This window comes from Sphingopyxis sp. LC81, assembly GCF_000756375.1.
Classification (GTDB): domain Bacteria; phylum Pseudomonadota; class Alphaproteobacteria; order Sphingomonadales; family Sphingomonadaceae; genus Sphingopyxis.
In genome coordinates, this window is the sequence record NZ_JNFD01000035.1 from 86603 (window position 1) to 101686 (window position 15084).

Annotated in this window: 13 protein-coding genes and 1 tRNA gene; 6 read left to right on the forward strand and 8 right to left on the reverse strand. The window is 66.1% G+C overall.

The genetic code is table 11. The annotated features are described in order from the left end of the window. Window positions 1–108: 108 nt before the first annotated feature. The 5 genes from FG91_RS16345 to FG91_RS16365 all read right to left on the reverse strand — a co-directional run bounded on the left by FG91_RS16345 (window position 109) and on the right by FG91_RS16365 (window position 6743). Entirely contained in the window at window positions 109–3300 is a 3192-nt protein-coding gene (locus FG91_RS16345; protein WP_037516966.1) for an efflux RND transporter permease subunit, read from the reverse strand. 164 nt (window positions 3301–3464) lie between these two features. Further along, window positions 3465–4736, reverse strand: coding sequence for an efflux RND transporter periplasmic adaptor subunit (locus tag FG91_RS16350; RefSeq protein WP_037516968.1), 1272 nt, complete (start codon window positions 4734–4736; stop codon window positions 3465–3467). A gap of 462 nt (window positions 4737–5198) precedes the next feature. Beyond that, the gene (locus FG91_RS16355) at window positions 5199–5819 is read right to left on the reverse strand and encodes a TetR/AcrR family transcriptional regulator (protein WP_037516971.1); all 621 of its coding nucleotides are present in this window, start codon (window positions 5817–5819) and stop codon (window positions 5199–5201) included. 63 nt (window positions 5820–5882) lie between these two features. Then, complete coding sequence (locus tag FG91_RS16360) at window positions 5883–6263, reverse strand: OsmC family protein (RefSeq protein ID WP_037517334.1); 381 nt, start codon at window positions 6261–6263, stop codon at window positions 5883–5885. Between the two features lie 406 nt (window positions 6264–6669). After that, window positions 6670–6743 (reverse strand) — tRNA-Cys (locus FG91_RS16365). Between the two features lie 266 nt (window positions 6744–7009). On the opposite strand from FG91_RS16365, the gene FG91_RS16370 reads away from it, so the two are divergent. From FG91_RS16370 to FG91_RS16380, 3 genes are all read left to right on the forward strand, one after another. After that, on the forward strand, window positions 7010–7672 hold the full coding sequence (locus FG91_RS16370) for a protein-L-isoaspartate O-methyltransferase family protein (protein WP_037516972.1): 663 nt from the start codon (window positions 7010–7012) through the stop codon (window positions 7670–7672). A 36-nt stretch (window positions 7673–7708) separates the two neighbouring features. Beyond that, window positions 7709–9205, forward strand: coding sequence for a TolC family outer membrane protein (locus FG91_RS16375; protein ID WP_037516975.1), 1497 nt, complete (start codon window positions 7709–7711; stop codon window positions 9203–9205). 105 nt (window positions 9206–9310) lie between these two features. Continuing rightward, window positions 9311–9703, forward strand: coding sequence for a DUF2497 domain-containing protein (locus tag FG91_RS16380; RefSeq protein ID WP_052187811.1), 393 nt, complete (start codon window positions 9311–9313; stop codon window positions 9701–9703). Here the strand turns inward: FG91_RS16380 and nudC are convergent, their stop codons facing one another. Genes nudC through FG91_RS16395 form a run of 3 tightly spaced genes read right to left on the reverse strand, consistent with a single transcriptional unit; the run spans window position 9704 to window position 12908 of the window. Then, the gene (nudC, locus tag FG91_RS16385) at window positions 9704–10573 is read right to left on the reverse strand and encodes an NAD(+) diphosphatase (RefSeq protein ID WP_037516979.1); all 870 of its coding nucleotides are present in this window, start codon (window positions 10571–10573) and stop codon (window positions 9704–9706) included. Continuing rightward, complete coding sequence (locus FG91_RS16390) at window positions 10573–11859, reverse strand: serine hydrolase domain-containing protein (protein WP_037516981.1); 1287 nt, start codon at window positions 11857–11859, stop codon at window positions 10573–10575. Before FG91_RS16390 ends, nudC begins: the two co-directional genes overlap by 1 nt. Next, window positions 11856–12908, reverse strand: a complete 1053-nt coding sequence (locus FG91_RS16395) for an A/G-specific adenine glycosylase (RefSeq protein ID WP_081940644.1) — start codon at window positions 12906–12908, stop codon at window positions 11856–11858. The genes FG91_RS16390 and FG91_RS16395 overlap by 4 nt, the downstream gene beginning before the upstream one ends. 26 nt (window positions 12909–12934) lie before the next feature. On the opposite strand from FG91_RS16395, the gene FG91_RS16400 reads away from it, so the two are divergent. Genes FG91_RS16400 through FG91_RS16410 form a run of 3 tightly spaced genes read left to right on the forward strand, consistent with a single transcriptional unit; the run spans window position 12935 to window position 15011 of the window. Further along, window positions 12935–13507: a DUF721 domain-containing protein gene (locus tag FG91_RS16400; RefSeq protein WP_037517338.1), complete on the forward strand. Its 573-nt coding sequence runs from the start codon at window positions 12935–12937 to the stop codon at window positions 13505–13507. A gap of 9 nt (window positions 13508–13516) precedes the next feature. After that, a complete protein-coding gene (locus FG91_RS16405; protein ID WP_037516984.1) occupies window positions 13517–14233 on the forward strand; it encodes a thioredoxin domain-containing protein in 717 nt (238 codons plus the stop codon). 37 nt (window positions 14234–14270) lie between these two features. Further along, window positions 14271–15011 (forward strand): DsbA family protein, encoded by a 741-nt coding sequence (locus tag FG91_RS16410; protein ID WP_037516986.1) that lies wholly within the window; start codon window positions 14271–14273, stop codon window positions 15009–15011. Window positions 15012–15084 lie beyond the last annotated feature (73 nt).

The window sequence follows — 15084 nt, forward strand, 5'->3', positions numbered from 1 at the left end:
CGCGAAGGCGGGGACCCATCTCCGGCCGGTTCAAAATAGCGCCAGCCGGAGATGGGCTCCCGCCTTCGCGGGAGCACAGAGTGATTTGGTTTCGTCACTTGCCGATCGTTATTCCGCCGGTACGGGCAGCGCCGTCCCGTGGTCGTCCGACCCGCGCCGCGCGCGCCGCTCAGCCGACCATATGCTGAGCGCGCGTGCGACGACGTAGAAGGTCGGGGTGAAGATGAGGCCGAACGCCGTCACGCCGAGCATGCCGAAGAAAACCGCGGTGCCGAGCGCCTGCCGCAGCTCCGCCCCCGCCCCGCTCGCGATCAAGAGCGGCACCGCGCCGAGGATGAAGGCAAAGCTGGTCATCAGGATCGGGCGCAGACGGTCGCGCGCGGCACGCACCGCGGCTTCGATCGGCGACAGACCATCCTCTTCCTCGGCCTGCTTGGCGAATTCGACGATCAGGATCGCGTTCTTCGCGGCGAGCGCGATGAGCACGACGAGCCCGATCTGCGTCAGCACATTATTGTCCATGCCGCGCAAATTCACGCCGACCATCGCCGCGAGCAGACACATTGGGACGATGAAGATGATCGCCAGCGGCAGCATCAGGCTTTCATATTGCGCCGCGAGCACGAGGAAGACGAAGACCACCGCGAGCGCGAAGACGATGCCCGCGGTGTTCGCCGCCGCCTTTTGCTGGAAGGCGATGCCCGTCCATTCGGTGCCATAGCCCGCCGGGAGCGTGTCCGAGGCGAGCTTTTCCATCGTCGTCAGCGACGCACCCGACGACGAGCCCGGCGCGGTATCGCCGTCGATCTCGACCGCGGGGAAGAGGTTGTAGCGCGTGACGCGGTACGGCCCCGTGCGGTCCTCGAAGTTCGCGACCGACCCGATCGGCACCATCGCGCCCGAGTCCGACCGGGTGCGAAGATTCGCGATGTCGGCGACGGTCTGGCGATAGGGCGCGTCGGCCTGTGCGGTGACGCGATAGGTGCGGCCGAGCAGGTTGAAGTCGTTGACGAACGCCGAGCCGAGATAGACCTGCAGCGCCTCGAACACGCGCTCGGGCGGAACGCCGAGCATATTCGCCTTCGCCCGGTCGATGTCGGCATAGACGCGCGGGTTCGACGGATCGAAGAAAGTGAAGACGTTCGCGAGCCCCGGGGTCTCGTTCGCCTTGCCGATCAGATTGTTCGTCTCGTTCGCGAGCGCGGCATAGCCGTTCCCGCCACGATCCTGCACGATCATCCGGTAACCGCCCGCCGAACCGATGCCCTGGATCAGCGGCGGCGGGATGATCACGATCTGCGCCTCGGTGATGTCGGCGGTGTTCGCGCGTGCCTGATTCATGATGTCCTCGAAATTGACCCCGAGCTTCCCGCGCTCCTCGAACGACTTGAGCGGGAAGTAAGCGGCGGCCGAGTTCGGCGCGAGCGTCTGCGATGGTCCGTCGAAGCCCGCGAGCATCACCGATCCGAGGACCCCCTCGATCGGCAGCACGCGCGCGGCAACCTTCTTCAGCACCGCGTCGGTGCGTTCGACCGAAGCGCCCGAGGGCAGCTTGGCGACGACGAGGAAATAGCCCTGATCCTGCGCGGGAATGAAGCCCGTCGGCGTCGCCCAGAACAGCCCCGCGGTCGCGGCGATCAGCCCGGCATAGGTGACCATCATCTTTTTCGGCGCGCGCACCAGCCGGTCGGTCAGGCGCGCATAGCCATTGCTCAATTTCTCGAAGCCCTCGTTGAAGCGTTCGCCGGCGCGGTGGATACGCGCCATGAGCCATCCGTCGGCCTGCGCGGGAGCGTGCGGTTTGAGCAGGATCGCCGCGAGCGCGGGCGACAGGGTGAGCGAGAGCACGAGCGAGATGATCGTCGCGGTCGAGATCGTCACCGCGAACTGCTGATAGAAAGCACCCGACAGCCCGGTGAGGAACAAGGTCGGCACGAACACCGCGCAGAGCACGAGCACGATCGCGACGAGCGCACCCGACACTTCATCCATCGATGTGCGCGCGGCTTCGAGCGCGCTCATCCCTTTCTCGAGGTTGCGTTCGACATTCTCGACGACGACGATCGCGTCATCGACGACGATACCGATCGCGAGGACGAGCCCGAACAGCGACAAATTGTTGAGGCTGTAACCGAACGCCGCGAGCACCACGAAGGTGCCGATCAGCGACACCGGGATCGCGAGCACGGGAATGATCGCCGCGCGCCATTTCTGGAGGAACACCAGAATGACGATGACGACGAGGATGACGGCTTCGAACAGGGTTTCCATCACCGCGTCGATCGACTGGGCGATGAATTCTGTGGGGTTATAGATGACGCGATATTCGAGTCCCTTGGGGAAGCTTTTCGACGCTGCCGCCATTTCGGCCTCGACCGCCTTCGCCGCGGCAAGCGCGTTCGAACCCGGACGCTGGAACGTCGCGAGAATGACCGTCGGATCGCCCGACAAATAGGTGTTCGAATTATAGTCCGACGCGCCGAGCTCGACGCGCGCGACGTCCGACACCCGCACCTGCCGCCCGTCGGCATCGCTGCGAATGACGATGTTGGCGAAATCCTTGGGGTCGGTCAGGCGGCCCTGCGTCTCGACGCTGAGCTGGAAGCTGCTGCCATTGGCATGCGGCGGCTGGCCGAGCGAGCCTGCGGCGACCTGCACATTCTCACGCCGCAGCGCGGTGACGATCTCGCCCGCGGTGAGGTCGAGCGCGGCGGCGCGGCCGGGATCGATCCACACGCGCATCGCGTAATCGCGGCTGCCGAACAGGCGCACGTCGCCGACGCCGTCGATGCGGCTGAGGCGATCGCGGAGCTGGGTCAGCGCATAGTTGGAGATGTACGCGCGATCGAGCGACTTGTCGGGGGAGACGAGGTTCACGATCAGCAGGAAGTCTGGCGACGTCTTGCGCGTGACGACACCCAGCCGCTGCACCGTTTCGGGCAGGCGCGGGGTCGCGATCGCGACGCGGTTCTGCACCAGCACCTGCGCGGCATCGAGGTCGGTGCCGATCTTGAAGGTCACGGTGATCGTGACGACGCCGTCGCCGGTCGACTGGCTGCTCATATAGAGCATATTGTCGACGCCGTTGATTTCCTGCTCGATCGGCGCCGCGACCGTGTCGGCGACGGTTTCGGCCGACGCACCCGGATAGGTTGCGGTCACGGTCACCGTCGGCGGGACGATGTCGGGATATTGCGAGACGGGCAGGCCGATATAGGCGACCGCGCCGATGATGGTGATGATGACAGCGAGCACGGCGGCAAAGATCGGCCGGTCGATGAAAAAGCGGGATAGGCGCATGGGAGAGCCCCTGTTCTATGTCTAAATCCGAATCTCCCCCTTCCACTTTCGGTAGGGGCAGCGATCCCCGGACGGAGCCGAGGGGGGTGGAGCCATCGGGCTAGACGGGAGGTCGCGAGACCCCACCCCAACCCCTTCCTCAAAAGGAAGGGGCTTTATTCAACTCACTTCGAAAAAGTCGCCTGCGCCGACACCGGTTCGACTGCGGCGGCCGCACCCTTGGGGGGTGCCACGGCGGCAATCTTTCCAGCCTTGGCCACCGCCTTTTCGCCGGGACGCGCGAACTGATAGCCGTTGATGACGACGCGGTCGGTCGGCGTCAGGCCCGAACGGATGACGCGCAGGCCATCGACTTCGGGGCCAAGCTCGACCGGCTTCGCCGCGACCATCCCGTCCTTGCCGACGACATAGACGATCTTGCGCGCCTGATCGGTCTGCACCGCGGCGGCGGGGATCAGCAGCGCGCGCGCCGTCTGGCCGGTCGTCAGGCGCATATTGCCGAACATGCCGGGGGTCAGGAACATTTCCGGATTACTGAAGCTGGCGCGGGCGCGGATCGTGCCCGAACGCGGGTCGAGGCCGTTGTCGGTAAAGTCGAGCTGCCCCTTCCAGCGATAATCGCTTTCGTCCTGCAGGCGGACTTCGACCGCCGCGCCCTTATCGCCGCCCTCGCGCTTGGTCTTGAGGAACAAAGCTTCGGATCCCTGGAAGGTGAAGTACACGGGATCGAGCGCATTGATCGTCGTCAGCAGCGTGCCCCCGGCATCGCCCGCCGACACGAGGTTGCCCGCGTCGATCTGGCGGTCCGAAATGCGGCCGCTCAAGGGCGCACGGACGGTCGTGAATTCGACGTCGAGCGAACGCGCCGCGATGCGGGCATCAGCCCCGGCCAGCGCGGCATTCGCAGCGTTGACGCGCGCACGGAGCCGGTCGATCTCGCTCTGCGACACCGCCTCGACATCGACGAGCCGCCCGGCGCGTTCGAGTTCGAGGCGTGCGAGCGCCAGGTCGCTGCGCGCGCTGGCAGCCGAGGCGCGCGCTTCGGCGAGCGCGGCGCGATAGGGGCGCGGATCGATGGTGAAGAGCGGCTGCCCCTGACGCACGATCTGGCCGTCGGTGAAGTGGATGCCCGTGATCGCACCCGAAACGCGCGGGCGCACTTCGACCGCTTTCGACGCCTCGAAGCGGCCGATATATTCGTCCCACAGCGTTACATCGCGCGCGATCGGCGTCGCGACGGTGAGCACGGGCGCGGGCGCCGCGGCGGCCTGCGGCGGACCGTCGCGGAGCAGCCACCAGGCACCGACAATGAGCACGAGGAATGCACCGATCCACGCGGCGCGGCGGCCGCGGCCGGGGTGGAGCAAGGTCTTGAGTTCGCGGCGGACCTTCGCGTCGGCGGGGTCGATCTTTTCGATGGGGGTGTGGACGGTCATGGATATGCCCTCTTCTCTTCGTTCGTTTTGGCCGCCTGCGCCCCCGGGGGAGGGGGAGGGAGGCGCAGGCGGCCAGCGCCGGAAGCGCATGCCTCCGACTGATGTCGCAAATGGTCCTTGTTGCCAGAGGGCCCTCATCGAAGAGGACGGCCGCCCTGTCCCGTCACGCGCATCCCATGCGCGCGCGGGGTCCCTGTTTATATCTTGCGGGCAAGCACCTTTGGGCGCCCGACCGGAGCAAGACCCGCTCCCGGGAAATATTCGATGGTGAAACTTCCGGCCGCAGCATGATCTTTGTCACGCCGCGGCCGGTCTCGGGGGAGAGCCTATCGTTGTGTACTATGTGGTATATAAGTCATGTTGCGCTGCGTCAACACCATTCTGTACCGGGCAGTAAGATTTTTCTTTCAGGGCACTTACCGAAAAAATGGGCGCCGGTTTTTCGGCCGGCAAATGCTCAGATCAACGCCCGGGCCACAGCTTCAGGCTGGTTTCGACGAGCCGTTCGAGTTCCGCGCGCGTCGCACCGGCGCCAGCCTGCACCGACATGCCCTGGTTCACCGCGGTCAGGAAAGCGGCAAGGCCTGCGGCATCGGTGTCGGGCGGGAAATCGCCCTCTTCCTTGGCGCGCGCGAAGCGTTCGAGCATCGCGCGTTTCGCCGCCGCGCCGCGTTCGAGCACGGCCTGGCGAATACATTCGGCTTCCGCGCCGCACGCGACCGAGGTGATCACGCCCAGGCAGCCGTTCGGATTCTCGGGACAGGTGTACATGTCGAGCGCGCCGTACATCAGCCGCTCGGCGACGCCGCGCGCGGTCGGCGCTTCGAGCGCAGCATGCATATAGTCGGCTTTTTCGCGCTCATAGAGATCGAGCGCCTTGTTGAAGAGCGCTTCCTTATTGCCGAAGGCCGCGTACAAACTCGGCTTGGTAATCCCCATCGCCTCGGTCAGATCGGCCATCGAGGCGCCTTCATAGCCCTTCGACCAGAAGACGCGCAGCGCCGATGCCAGAGCGGCATCGACGCAAAATTCGCGCGGACGGCCCTTGTGCGGTGTGACAGCGGTGGCGGTTTCGATTTCCATAACGGCTGGTATATAAGTGGTAGATCGCAACTTGTCCAGTGGCGCGCCGATCAGGGTCAGGACCTAAGCAAGCCGCGTGTCGATCGGCAGTCCGCCCTTCAGCGTCAGCGTCACCGGCGTCCGCTCGGCAATATCGGCGAGCCGCGCCTTCTGCTCGTCGTCGAGCCCCGCGATCGTCAGCACGCGATCGACCCGGAGGCCGTCCTTGCTGAGCAATCGTAGGCTGACGTCGACCGATTCGAGCGGCCACCCCTTGCGGTCGGCGTACATGCGCAAGGTGATCGCGGTGACCGCGCCGAGGCCCGCGAGCAGGAAGTCATAAGGCGCTGGCCCCAGATTCTGCCCGCCCAGCCCCGGCCCCTCGTCGCCGATCAGGTCATGGCCGCCGACGTTGATCTCGGTGCGATAATGATCCTTGCCGATGCGGGCGGTGCCATGGGCCATATTGCTGTCCTTCATTGAAGCGAGCTTCCAGACACTTCTTTCCCGCTGCGACCGACAAAGGGCAAGGCCCGGTTTTCGCCATCTCTTGAATCGACGACCGAAAACCCTAGATTGAAAACATCGTCAACAAGCGAAAGGAGGTGGTCGAATGTCTCATTGTCACGCGCCGCATGCGGCAGATTTGAGCATGACCTTCCTCGCGGGGGTCCGACTCGGATAATCGTCCGCGAACAGGCACGACAATGGAAGGGCTGCTCCGAAAGGGGCAGCCCTTTGTCCTTGGGGCGGCCGCACGGCCGCGCGTCGTCAGGTTACCGTCAGAAACCGGCGCTACAGATTGCGCGATAGGGGCGACGCCATGGGACCGACGCAAGCGAAGTCTGATTTCGCAACTTTGGGAAAAGTTTGGAGGCCCGAGCCGGAATCGAACCGGCGTGCACGGATTTGCAATCCGCTGCGTCACCACTCCGCCATCGGGCCTCATGCCAAATTACCGCATCCTTTTGGGGACGGGCCGGGTGTTGGACGGCGCCGCTAGTGAGGGGCTTTGGCTGCCTTGTCAAGGATTCGCCGGAACGGCACCGCTCGGGCCGCGGTACAGCGCGCGATGAGGGTTGGCGACACCCCCATTGGCAGCTATGCGACACGCGATGCGGCTGCGGGGCTGTATTACTATTGCAATACAGCATTGCTTCGGCTAAAGCTGCCCCGCAAAGGTTCAAGTTCCAGGGAATTGGAAAAGGCTGATGGCGACGAAGTTTAGCGAAATCACTGCGGCAGAGATGCGCGCTGCCATGATCGACAGCCAGCTCAGGACCAACGATGTCATCGACCCCGCGGTGATCGGCGCGATGGCCGCAGCGCCGCGCGAGGCGCATGTGCCCGCCGCGCTCGCCGGCGTCGCCTATATGGACCGTCCGATCGCGCTCGGCCACGGCCGCGCCTTGAACGCGCCGCTGGTCACCGGCCGGATGCTGGTCGCAGCGGCGGTCCGTCCCGGTCAGCGCGTGCTGCTGATCGGCAGCGCAACGGGCTATACCGCCGGACTGCTCGCGCTGCTCGGCGCCGAGGTTCACGCCGTCGAGGAACAGGGCGAATTGATGGCGACGGCGCAGGCTGCGGTCATCAACGCCAATATCCGCTGGACCCAGGGACCGCTGGCCGCCGGTGCGCCCGATGCGGCGCCGTTCGACCGCATCATCATCGAGGGCGCGATCGAAACGCTGCCCGACGCGCTTGCCCAGCAGCTCGCCGACGGCGGGCGGTTGATCGCGGCGCGGCGCGAAGGTGCGGTGACGCGGCTGGTCGAGGGCGTGAAGACCGGCGGCGCGGTCGCGCTGCGCAGCTTCGCCGACATGGACGTCGCGCCGCTGCCGGGCTTTGCGGCACCGGTCGCTTTTCAGTTTTAAGGCCACTTCCTTCCTTGTTGCGGGGCTGACATCTTTATGAACGATAATAATAATAAGAAACAGCCCCTTCGCCGGTCCAGCTGGCTCACCGGCCTCGCGGTCGGCGCGCTGATGCTGCCCGCGGCGGCAGAGGCCGAAACGCTGCAGGGTGCGCTGGCCAAGGCCTATGAAAACAACCCGACACTGACCGGCGCGCGCGCGGGACAGCGCGCGAACGACGAGAATGTGCCGATCCAGAAAAGCTTCGGCCTTCCCGAGGTCAACACCCGCGCCGATTACGAAGAAAATGTCATCAGGCCGGGCAACAGCTTCAACTCACCGATGCGCTCGGTCACGGGGTCGGGCCAATTGTCGGTGCCGATTTATCAGGGCGGTGCGGTCCGCAACGCCGTGCGCGCCGCAAAATTTCGCGTCGAGGCGGGGCAAGCCGACCTTCGCGCCACCGAAGCGAGCATATTTTCGCAGGTTGTCGGCGCTTATATGGACGTCATCCGCGATCAGGCGATCGTCCAGCTCAATCAAAAGAATGTCTCGGTCCTGCGTACCAATTTGCAGGCGACCAGCGACCGCTTCGAGATCGGCGACCTGACGCGCACCGACGTCGCCCAGTCCGAGGCGCGGCTGGCGCTCGCCGAAGGCGATCTGCGTAACGCCGAGGCGAACCTGATCGGCAGCCGCGAATCCTATATCCGGCTTGTCGGCGATGCCCCGACCGATTTGCAGGCGCCCCCGGCGCTCCCGAACCTGCCGGCGAATGCCGAGGAAGCGGTGGCGATCGCGCTGAACAACAATCCCGACATCGAATCGGCGAATCAGCTGGTCAGCGCGTCGAAGGCCGATATCGGCGCCGCCAAGGCGTCGCGCGCGCCGAAACTGTCCGCGACGCTCAGCGGCAATTATAATAATTACCTCGGCTCGCTGAACAGCGGCGTCACCGGCGTCGGCGTGACGCAGGAAACCTCCGCCGCGGCCGCGGGCGTATCGGTGACGCTGCCGATCTTCACCGGCGGCCGCCGCTCGGCCCAGGTGCGGCAGGCGCAGTCGCGCGGCAGCCAGGCGATCGAACAATATGTCGAAACCGAACGCGGTGTGATCGCGCAGACGCGCGGCTCCTATGCCGCGTGGCAGGCGAACGAACGCATCATCACCGCGACGCAGCAGGCGGTGAGCGCCAACGCGCTCTCGCTCGAAGGCGTGCGCGCCGAAAACAGCGTCGGCACGCGCTCGATCCTCGACATTTTGAACGCCGAGCAGGAATATCTGAACACGCAGGTCCAGCTCGTGTCGGCACAGCGTAACTCGTACGTCGCCGCCTTCTCGGTCCTCGCCGCGATGGGCAAGGCCGAAGCCCGCGACCTCGGCATCGGCGGCGGCGCGCTCTACGATCCCGAAGTCAATTACCGGCGCGTGAAGGGTGAGATCTGGGACTGGGCCGACGATCCGGCGCCGCAGCAAGTCGCGACCGACACCCGCGCCGTTCCCGCCGCCACCGCCAGTGTTCCCGTCGGTCCGCCATCGCTCTCGCCACAATAAGGCTTGGCAAATCGCGCCCCAAATCGGTAAGAGAATTGTTAACCATCCGGTAATCGCGATGGTTTAGGGGGTTGGGTTATGGGCGATATGTCGCGGGAACCTTCGATGGAAGATATCTTGTCGTCGATTCGGCGCGTGATCGCGCGGGATGAAGCGCCGGGCTCGGCACGCGAGATCCGCGTCCCCGAAGCCGACGATATTCTTGACCTCCAAGATGAAGAAGACCGGGCCGATGCTGCCCCCGCAGCCGCGGAGCTCGTTTCCGAAGCGAGCGCCGATGCCGCACGCCAATCGCTCGAAGCGCTGACCGCCGCGGTCGCCCCCGCGGTCGCCGCGGCAACCGTTGCCGCCCCGACCGTCGCCGGCCGCACGATGGAGGATGTCGTCCTCGACGCGCTGCGCCCGATGCTCAAGGACTGGCTCGACACCAACCTGCCCGGGCTGGTCGAGGCGATGGTCGCCAAGGAAATCAGCCGGATCACCGGCAAGCGGCTTTAACTAAGCCGCCCAATCCTCCAGCAGGTAACGCGCGATCGCCAGCGGCGGCGGCGCCATGAACGGCGCCCCCATGTCGCCCGCAAGCGCGGCGCGCACTTCCGCCCTGTCGACCCACATCGCCGCCTCGATCTCGGTCGTATCGAGCGTCAGCGCGGGATCCTTCGCGACCGCGCGGCACCCGATCATCAATGACGAGGGGAACGGCCAGGGCTGGCTTGCGACATAGGTGACGTCCGAAACACGGATGCCCGCTTCTTCCCAGAGTTCGCGCGCGACCGCTTCCTCGAGCGATTCGCCGGGTTCGACGAACCCCGCGAGCGCCGAGAAGAATCCCGGTGGAAAACCGCCCTGCCGCCCGACGAGCACGCGCCCGTCGCATTCGGCGAGCATGATCACCACCGGGTCGACGCGCGGGAAATGCTCGGCGTTGCAGCTACCACAGGTCCGGCCCCACCCGCCGCGGAACAGGTCGGTCGGCGATCCGCACACCGCACAGAAACGATGCCGCGCATGCCAGTCGACAAGGCTGCGCGCGCCGCCATACAGCGCCGCCTCTTCGCCCGACAGCAACGGCAGCAGCCGCATCACCGTGCGCGACCGCGCATCGATGCGCGCGCCGGCCGGGGCCTCGCGCACAAAATGCGGGATGCCCGCGTCGTCGATGCCAAGCAGCATCAGCGCGCGATGGTCGTCGGGGTCGAGCGGCTCCCACAGCAGCCCGCCGCCTTCGCCCGGCACAAAGTCGATGCCGCCGAGGACAAGGCAGCGCGCCCGCGGATCGGCCGACGCGGCAGCGAAAGCCGCCGCATCGGTCCGCAACTGATCGGCGCGGTCGAGCCACGCCCCGGTGAACCCCAGCGGCAAAGGCATCAGCGCATCACATCCTTGAAGAAGGTTTCGCCGAACTTGCCCTGGAACGACACCGCATCGGGCGGCATGATCTGCGTATAGCCTGCGGCGCGATAGCCGAGCCCGCGATGGACGAAACCGATCGTCCCCGCGGCGCCCGCCCAGCCGAAAATCCCCTCGCCTCCGGGCGAGGTCGGTAGCGAAACACGCCCACCCGCGCCAAAGCCCTGCCCGTCGATGAAGCTGCCCTTGCGGTCGACGCTGTCGGCGATGAGGTTCGACATCGCGAGCAGCGCAGTCTCGCGCTTCATCACGCGCTTCCCGCCCGTCGCGCCTTCGCCGAGCAGCATCGCAAGAAAGCAGTCGTAATCGCGCGCGCTCGACACGAGCCCGCCGCCGCCGAACGGATAGGGCGGCGGGTCGAGATAGATCGAGCTCGCCGCGGGATCGAAGGGAATCAGCGCGCCCCCAAAGGGCGCATAATTGCTCGTGAAGCGCCCCACATCCTTCGCGCTCACCATGAAGCCGGTGCTCGTCATTCCGAGCGGATCGAACAATCGTGCCTTCAGGAAGGCGTCGAACGGCTGGCCCGACACGACCTCGATCAGCCGTCCCAAGAGGTCGAGGCTGATCGAATAGCTCCATTTGGTGCCGGGCTCATAGACTAGCGGCAGCGCCGCAAGCCGGTCGGCCATCACGGCAAGGCTCGGCGCGGGGGTGACCGGCGCGAAACCCGGGATCGGCAGCCGGCTCGCCTGCCCGCCGGTGATGCCATTGTCGTCATAGGCCTTTTTGAGCGGCCCCTTCTGGATGATATTATAGCCGAGCCCTGCGGTGTGGGTGAGCAGCTGGCGCACCGTGATCGGGCCTTTTGCCGGGCGCACGTCGGTGATCGACCCGTCGGGCGTGTTCTGCACCTTCATATTCGCAAAGGCGGGCAGGAAATCGGCGATCGGCTGGTCGAGCTTCATCTTGCCGTCTTCGATCAGCAGCATCGCGGCGATGCCGGTGACGGGTTTGGTCATCGAATAGAGGCGCCACAACGTGTCGGGGCCGACGGGCGTTGATGAATCGTTCGACTGCACCCCCGCGCCGAAAAAGACCGCTGCCTCCTGCCCCTTGCCGATCGCGGCGAGCGTGCCCGCAAGCTCGCGGCGGTCGACAAAGCCTTTGATGAACGCATTGGTCGCGGGATAGAGCGCGGCGCCGTCGATCTTCCACGCCAGCGCGGCGCGCGGCAACAGCGCCCCCGCACCCGCCAGCGCCATCCCACCCATCAGCGCGCGGCGCGACACCATCATGTTCATGCGTCTCTCTCCAGCATCTTGTCGGTCAGTTTGCGATAGAGCGTCGGCAGCCCCGCCGCGTCAAGGTCCGCGATCGGCCACCAGCCGCCTTCCGCTGCGGCACCGGGGGCTTCGGTGGGAGCGTCACGCCGCACCAAAGTCAGCGTGAGGTCAAAATGGGTGAAACCATGATCGACGCTGACGATTCCCGACTCGAACGGCAGTACATCGGCCCAGTCGCCGCCGGGCAGCGCACGCATTCCGCCGAGCATCCCCTTGTCGGGCCGGCGGACGAGCCAGATTGCCCCATCCTTCTCGATCCAATGGGCCAGCCCATGCCGATGCGGCTTGGCCTTCTTCGGCGGCTTCACCGGCAGGCGCTCGATATCGGCTCGCCCACGCGCGCGGCAATCGGCCATCAGCGGGCAGATCGCGCACGCAGGCGAGCGCGGCGTACAGACGGTCGCGCCAAGGTCCATCAGCGCCTGCGCAAAGTCGCCGGGCCGATCGCCCGGCACCAGCGGCGCGAGCGCGACGCGAATCTCGCGCTTCGCCATCGGCAGCGCCGTTTCGATCAGGCGGTGGCGCGCGATCACGCGCTCGATATTGGCGTCGATGACAACCGCCGGGCGCCCGAAGGCGATCGCCGCGACCGACGCCGCAGTATAGTCGCCGATCCCGGGCAGCGCGCGCAAGGCGGCCTCGCTATCGGGAAATGTCCCGCCATGGTCGCGAACGACCGCGCGCGCGCAGGCGAGCAGATTGCGCGCGCGGGCGTAATAACCAAGCCCCGCCCACGCCGCCATGACATCGGCATCGTCGGCCGCCGCCAGATCGGCAACCGTCGGCCAGCGTTCGGTAAAGCGCGCGAAATAGCCCGCGACCGCGGCAACGGTCGTCTGCTGCAGCATGACCTCGGCCAGCCAGATACGGTAGGGATCGGGCGCCCAGCCGCTGTTCGGCGCGATCCGCCACGGCAGCACGCGCGCCGACCGGTCGTACCAGCCGAGCACGCGCGCCGCGAAGTCCCGGGCGACGTCATCTACAATGTCGGAAGTCTGGACGCTCACCCCCCGCCTATGGCATGGCACCCGGCATGACGAAAGACGCAGGTGAGGATGCGCCGGCCAAAAAGGCCAAGGCGAAAGGCAAGGCAAAGACCGCCAAGCCGCCCGTGCGCGTCTATGAACGCCCGCGCGGCGGCGAAGCGCGCATGGTGTCCGACCTCGTGCCCGAAATCGGCCGCGCCGCCTTTCGCAAATTCGGCTTCGTGCAAAGCTCGGTCGTCAGCCGCTGGCGCGAGATCGTCGGCGACAAGCTCGCCGACGTCACCCAGCCCGCGATGATCCGTTTTCCGGCGGGCCAGAAAGCGGGCGGCACGCTGCATTTGACGATCAGCGGCGCGCACGCGCCGATGCTCCAGCATGTCGCGCCCGACATCATCGGCGCGGTCAACCGCTTCTTCGGCTACGCCGCCGTCGCGCAGGTCCGCATGACGCACGGCCAGGTCACCCCCGCGGCGCCCGTTCAGCAGCCGGCAATGCTCAAACCCGTACCCGCCGAACTGGGGGACAGCCTGCGCGACATCGGCGACCCGGAACTGCGCACCGTGCTCGAACGCATGGCGGCGGGACTGGCGACGCCGCCCAAGCTTCCCCGTATCAGTTAGGAACGACGGATGTCCGCTTTTGACGACCCGCTTCTCGATCGCCGTGCGGCGGTGCTGGCACTTTCGGGCGCCGCACTCGGCCTGATCGCCGCGACGCCCGCGAAACCCACACTCTGGTCGCAGACCGTCACCACCACACCGATCGGCGCCTTCCTCGTCGGCAATCCCGCCGCGAAGGTGCGGGTCGTCGAATATTTCAGCTACACCTGCCATGTCTGCGCTGATTTCGCGAAGGCGAGCGCGCTGCCGCTGAAGACCGGCTATGTCGATCGCGGGCTCGTCCTCTTCGAATATCGCAACCTGGTGCGCGACCCCGCCGACATGACCGCGGCGCTGCTCGCGCGCTGCGGCGGGTCCAAGGCGTTCGCGGGCAACCATCAGGCGATCTTCAACAATTTCCCCGCGTTGATCGCCAGCATCCAGAAGGCGACCGAGGCGCAGAAGAAGAGCTGGTTCGAAGGCACCACCGGCGAGCGCGCGCGCAAGATCGCCGCTGGCACGGGACTCACCGCGCTGATGCGCGCGCGGGGCTACACACAGGCGCAGATCGACGCCGCGCTCGACAGCGAGGTCGCGCAGGCCGAACTCACCGGCATGACGAACATCGGCCTCAACGCGGACCGCGTCGAGGGCACGCCGAGCTTCTTCGTCAATGGCCGCAATGCCGGGGTCACCGCATGGCCCGCACTCAAATCGAAACTCGACCTCGCGATCAAGGCCGCCTAAAAGCGCCGCATTCCCGTTCTGTGGAGAAAGTAAGTATATGACCGCATCGCTTCGTATCGCCCTTCTGTCTTCGCTCGGCGCGCTCGCCCTCGCCGGTTGCGGCGACGGCGCGACCGACCCCTCCAAGGAACAGTCCGTGGTCGCCAAGGTCGCGCCGCCGGCCGGCAAGACCTGGTCGCAGGTCGTGCGCGTCGACGGCGACGGCGTCGTGATGGGCAACCCCGATGCACCGATCAAACTCGAGGAATTTGGCGCCTTCACCTGCGGCCATTGCGCGCAGTTCACCAAGGATTCGCACGAAGAGCTGAAGCGTGACTTCGTCGACACCGGCCGCGTATCGTACAAGCTGACGCCGTTCATGCTCCACCCCGTCGACGCGATCGCGGGCGCGATCGTCAAATGCACCGGCCCCGACCGCTTCTTCCCGCTCGCCGACGCGACCTTCCTCGAGCATGAGGCGTTCATAGCGGGCCCGTCGAAACCGCAGCCGGGGATCGAGGAAGCGATGAAGCTGCCCCCCGCACAGCGCTTTACCGCGCTCGCCAAGGGCTGGGGCATCGATCAATTCTATCAGCAGCGCGGGGTTCCCGCCGCGACGATCCAGCAGTGTCTCGCCAAGGTCGAAAATGTCGAGGCGATCGAAAAGGGCACCAACGCCGGCGTCGAGAAATATCAGATCACCGGCACGCCGACCTTTGTCATCAACGGCCAGGTCGCCGAAGGCGTCGCATCGTGGGCTCCGCTGCGCGACCGCCTGCGCACGATGGGCGCACGCTGATTCCTCTTTCGTCATGCCGGGCTTGACCCGGCACCCGCCTTTTTTCTTCAAGAAGGCAGGCCCCGGATCAAGT

Bases quoted from the DNA above. Each gene is read 5' to 3' on its own strand.
- FG91_RS16405 (WP_037516984.1), top strand. From the start codon at position 13,517: ATGTCCGCTTTTGACGACCCGCTTCTCGATCGCCGTGCGGCGGTGCTG.
- FG91_RS16375 (WP_037516975.1), top strand. From the start codon at position 7,709: ATGAACGATAATAATAATAAGAAACAGCCCCTTCGCCGGTCCAGCTGG.
- FG91_RS16400 (WP_037517338.1), top strand. From the start codon at position 12,935: ATGACGAAAGACGCAGGTGAGGATGCGCCGGCCAAAAAGGCCAAGGCG.
- nudC (WP_037516979.1), bottom strand. From the start codon at position 10,573: ATGCCTTTGCCGCTGGGGTTCACCGGGGCGTGGCTCGACCGCGCCGAT.
- FG91_RS16345 (WP_037516966.1), bottom strand. From the start codon at position 3,300: ATGCGCCTATCCCGCTTTTTCATCGACCGGCCGATCTTTGCCGCCGTG.
- FG91_RS16350 (WP_037516968.1), bottom strand. From the start codon at position 4,736: ATGACCGTCCACACCCCCATCGAAAAGATCGACCCCGCCGACGCGAAG.
- FG91_RS16370 (WP_037516972.1), top strand. From the start codon at position 7,010: ATGGCGACGAAGTTTAGCGAAATCACTGCGGCAGAGATGCGCGCTGCC.
- FG91_RS16355 (WP_037516971.1), bottom strand. From the start codon at position 5,819: ATGGAAATCGAAACCGCCACCGCTGTCACACCGCACAAGGGCCGTCCG.
- FG91_RS16380 (WP_052187811.1), top strand. From the start codon at position 9,311: ATGGAAGATATCTTGTCGTCGATTCGGCGCGTGATCGCGCGGGATGAA.
- FG91_RS16410 (WP_037516986.1), top strand. From the start codon at position 14,271: ATGACCGCATCGCTTCGTATCGCCCTTCTGTCTTCGCTCGGCGCGCTC.
- FG91_RS16360 (WP_037517334.1), bottom strand. From the start codon at position 6,263: ATGGCCCATGGCACCGCCCGCATCGGCAAGGATCATTATCGCACCGAG.
- FG91_RS16390 (WP_037516981.1), bottom strand. From the start codon at position 11,859: ATGAACATGATGGTGTCGCGCCGCGCGCTGATGGGTGGGATGGCGCTG.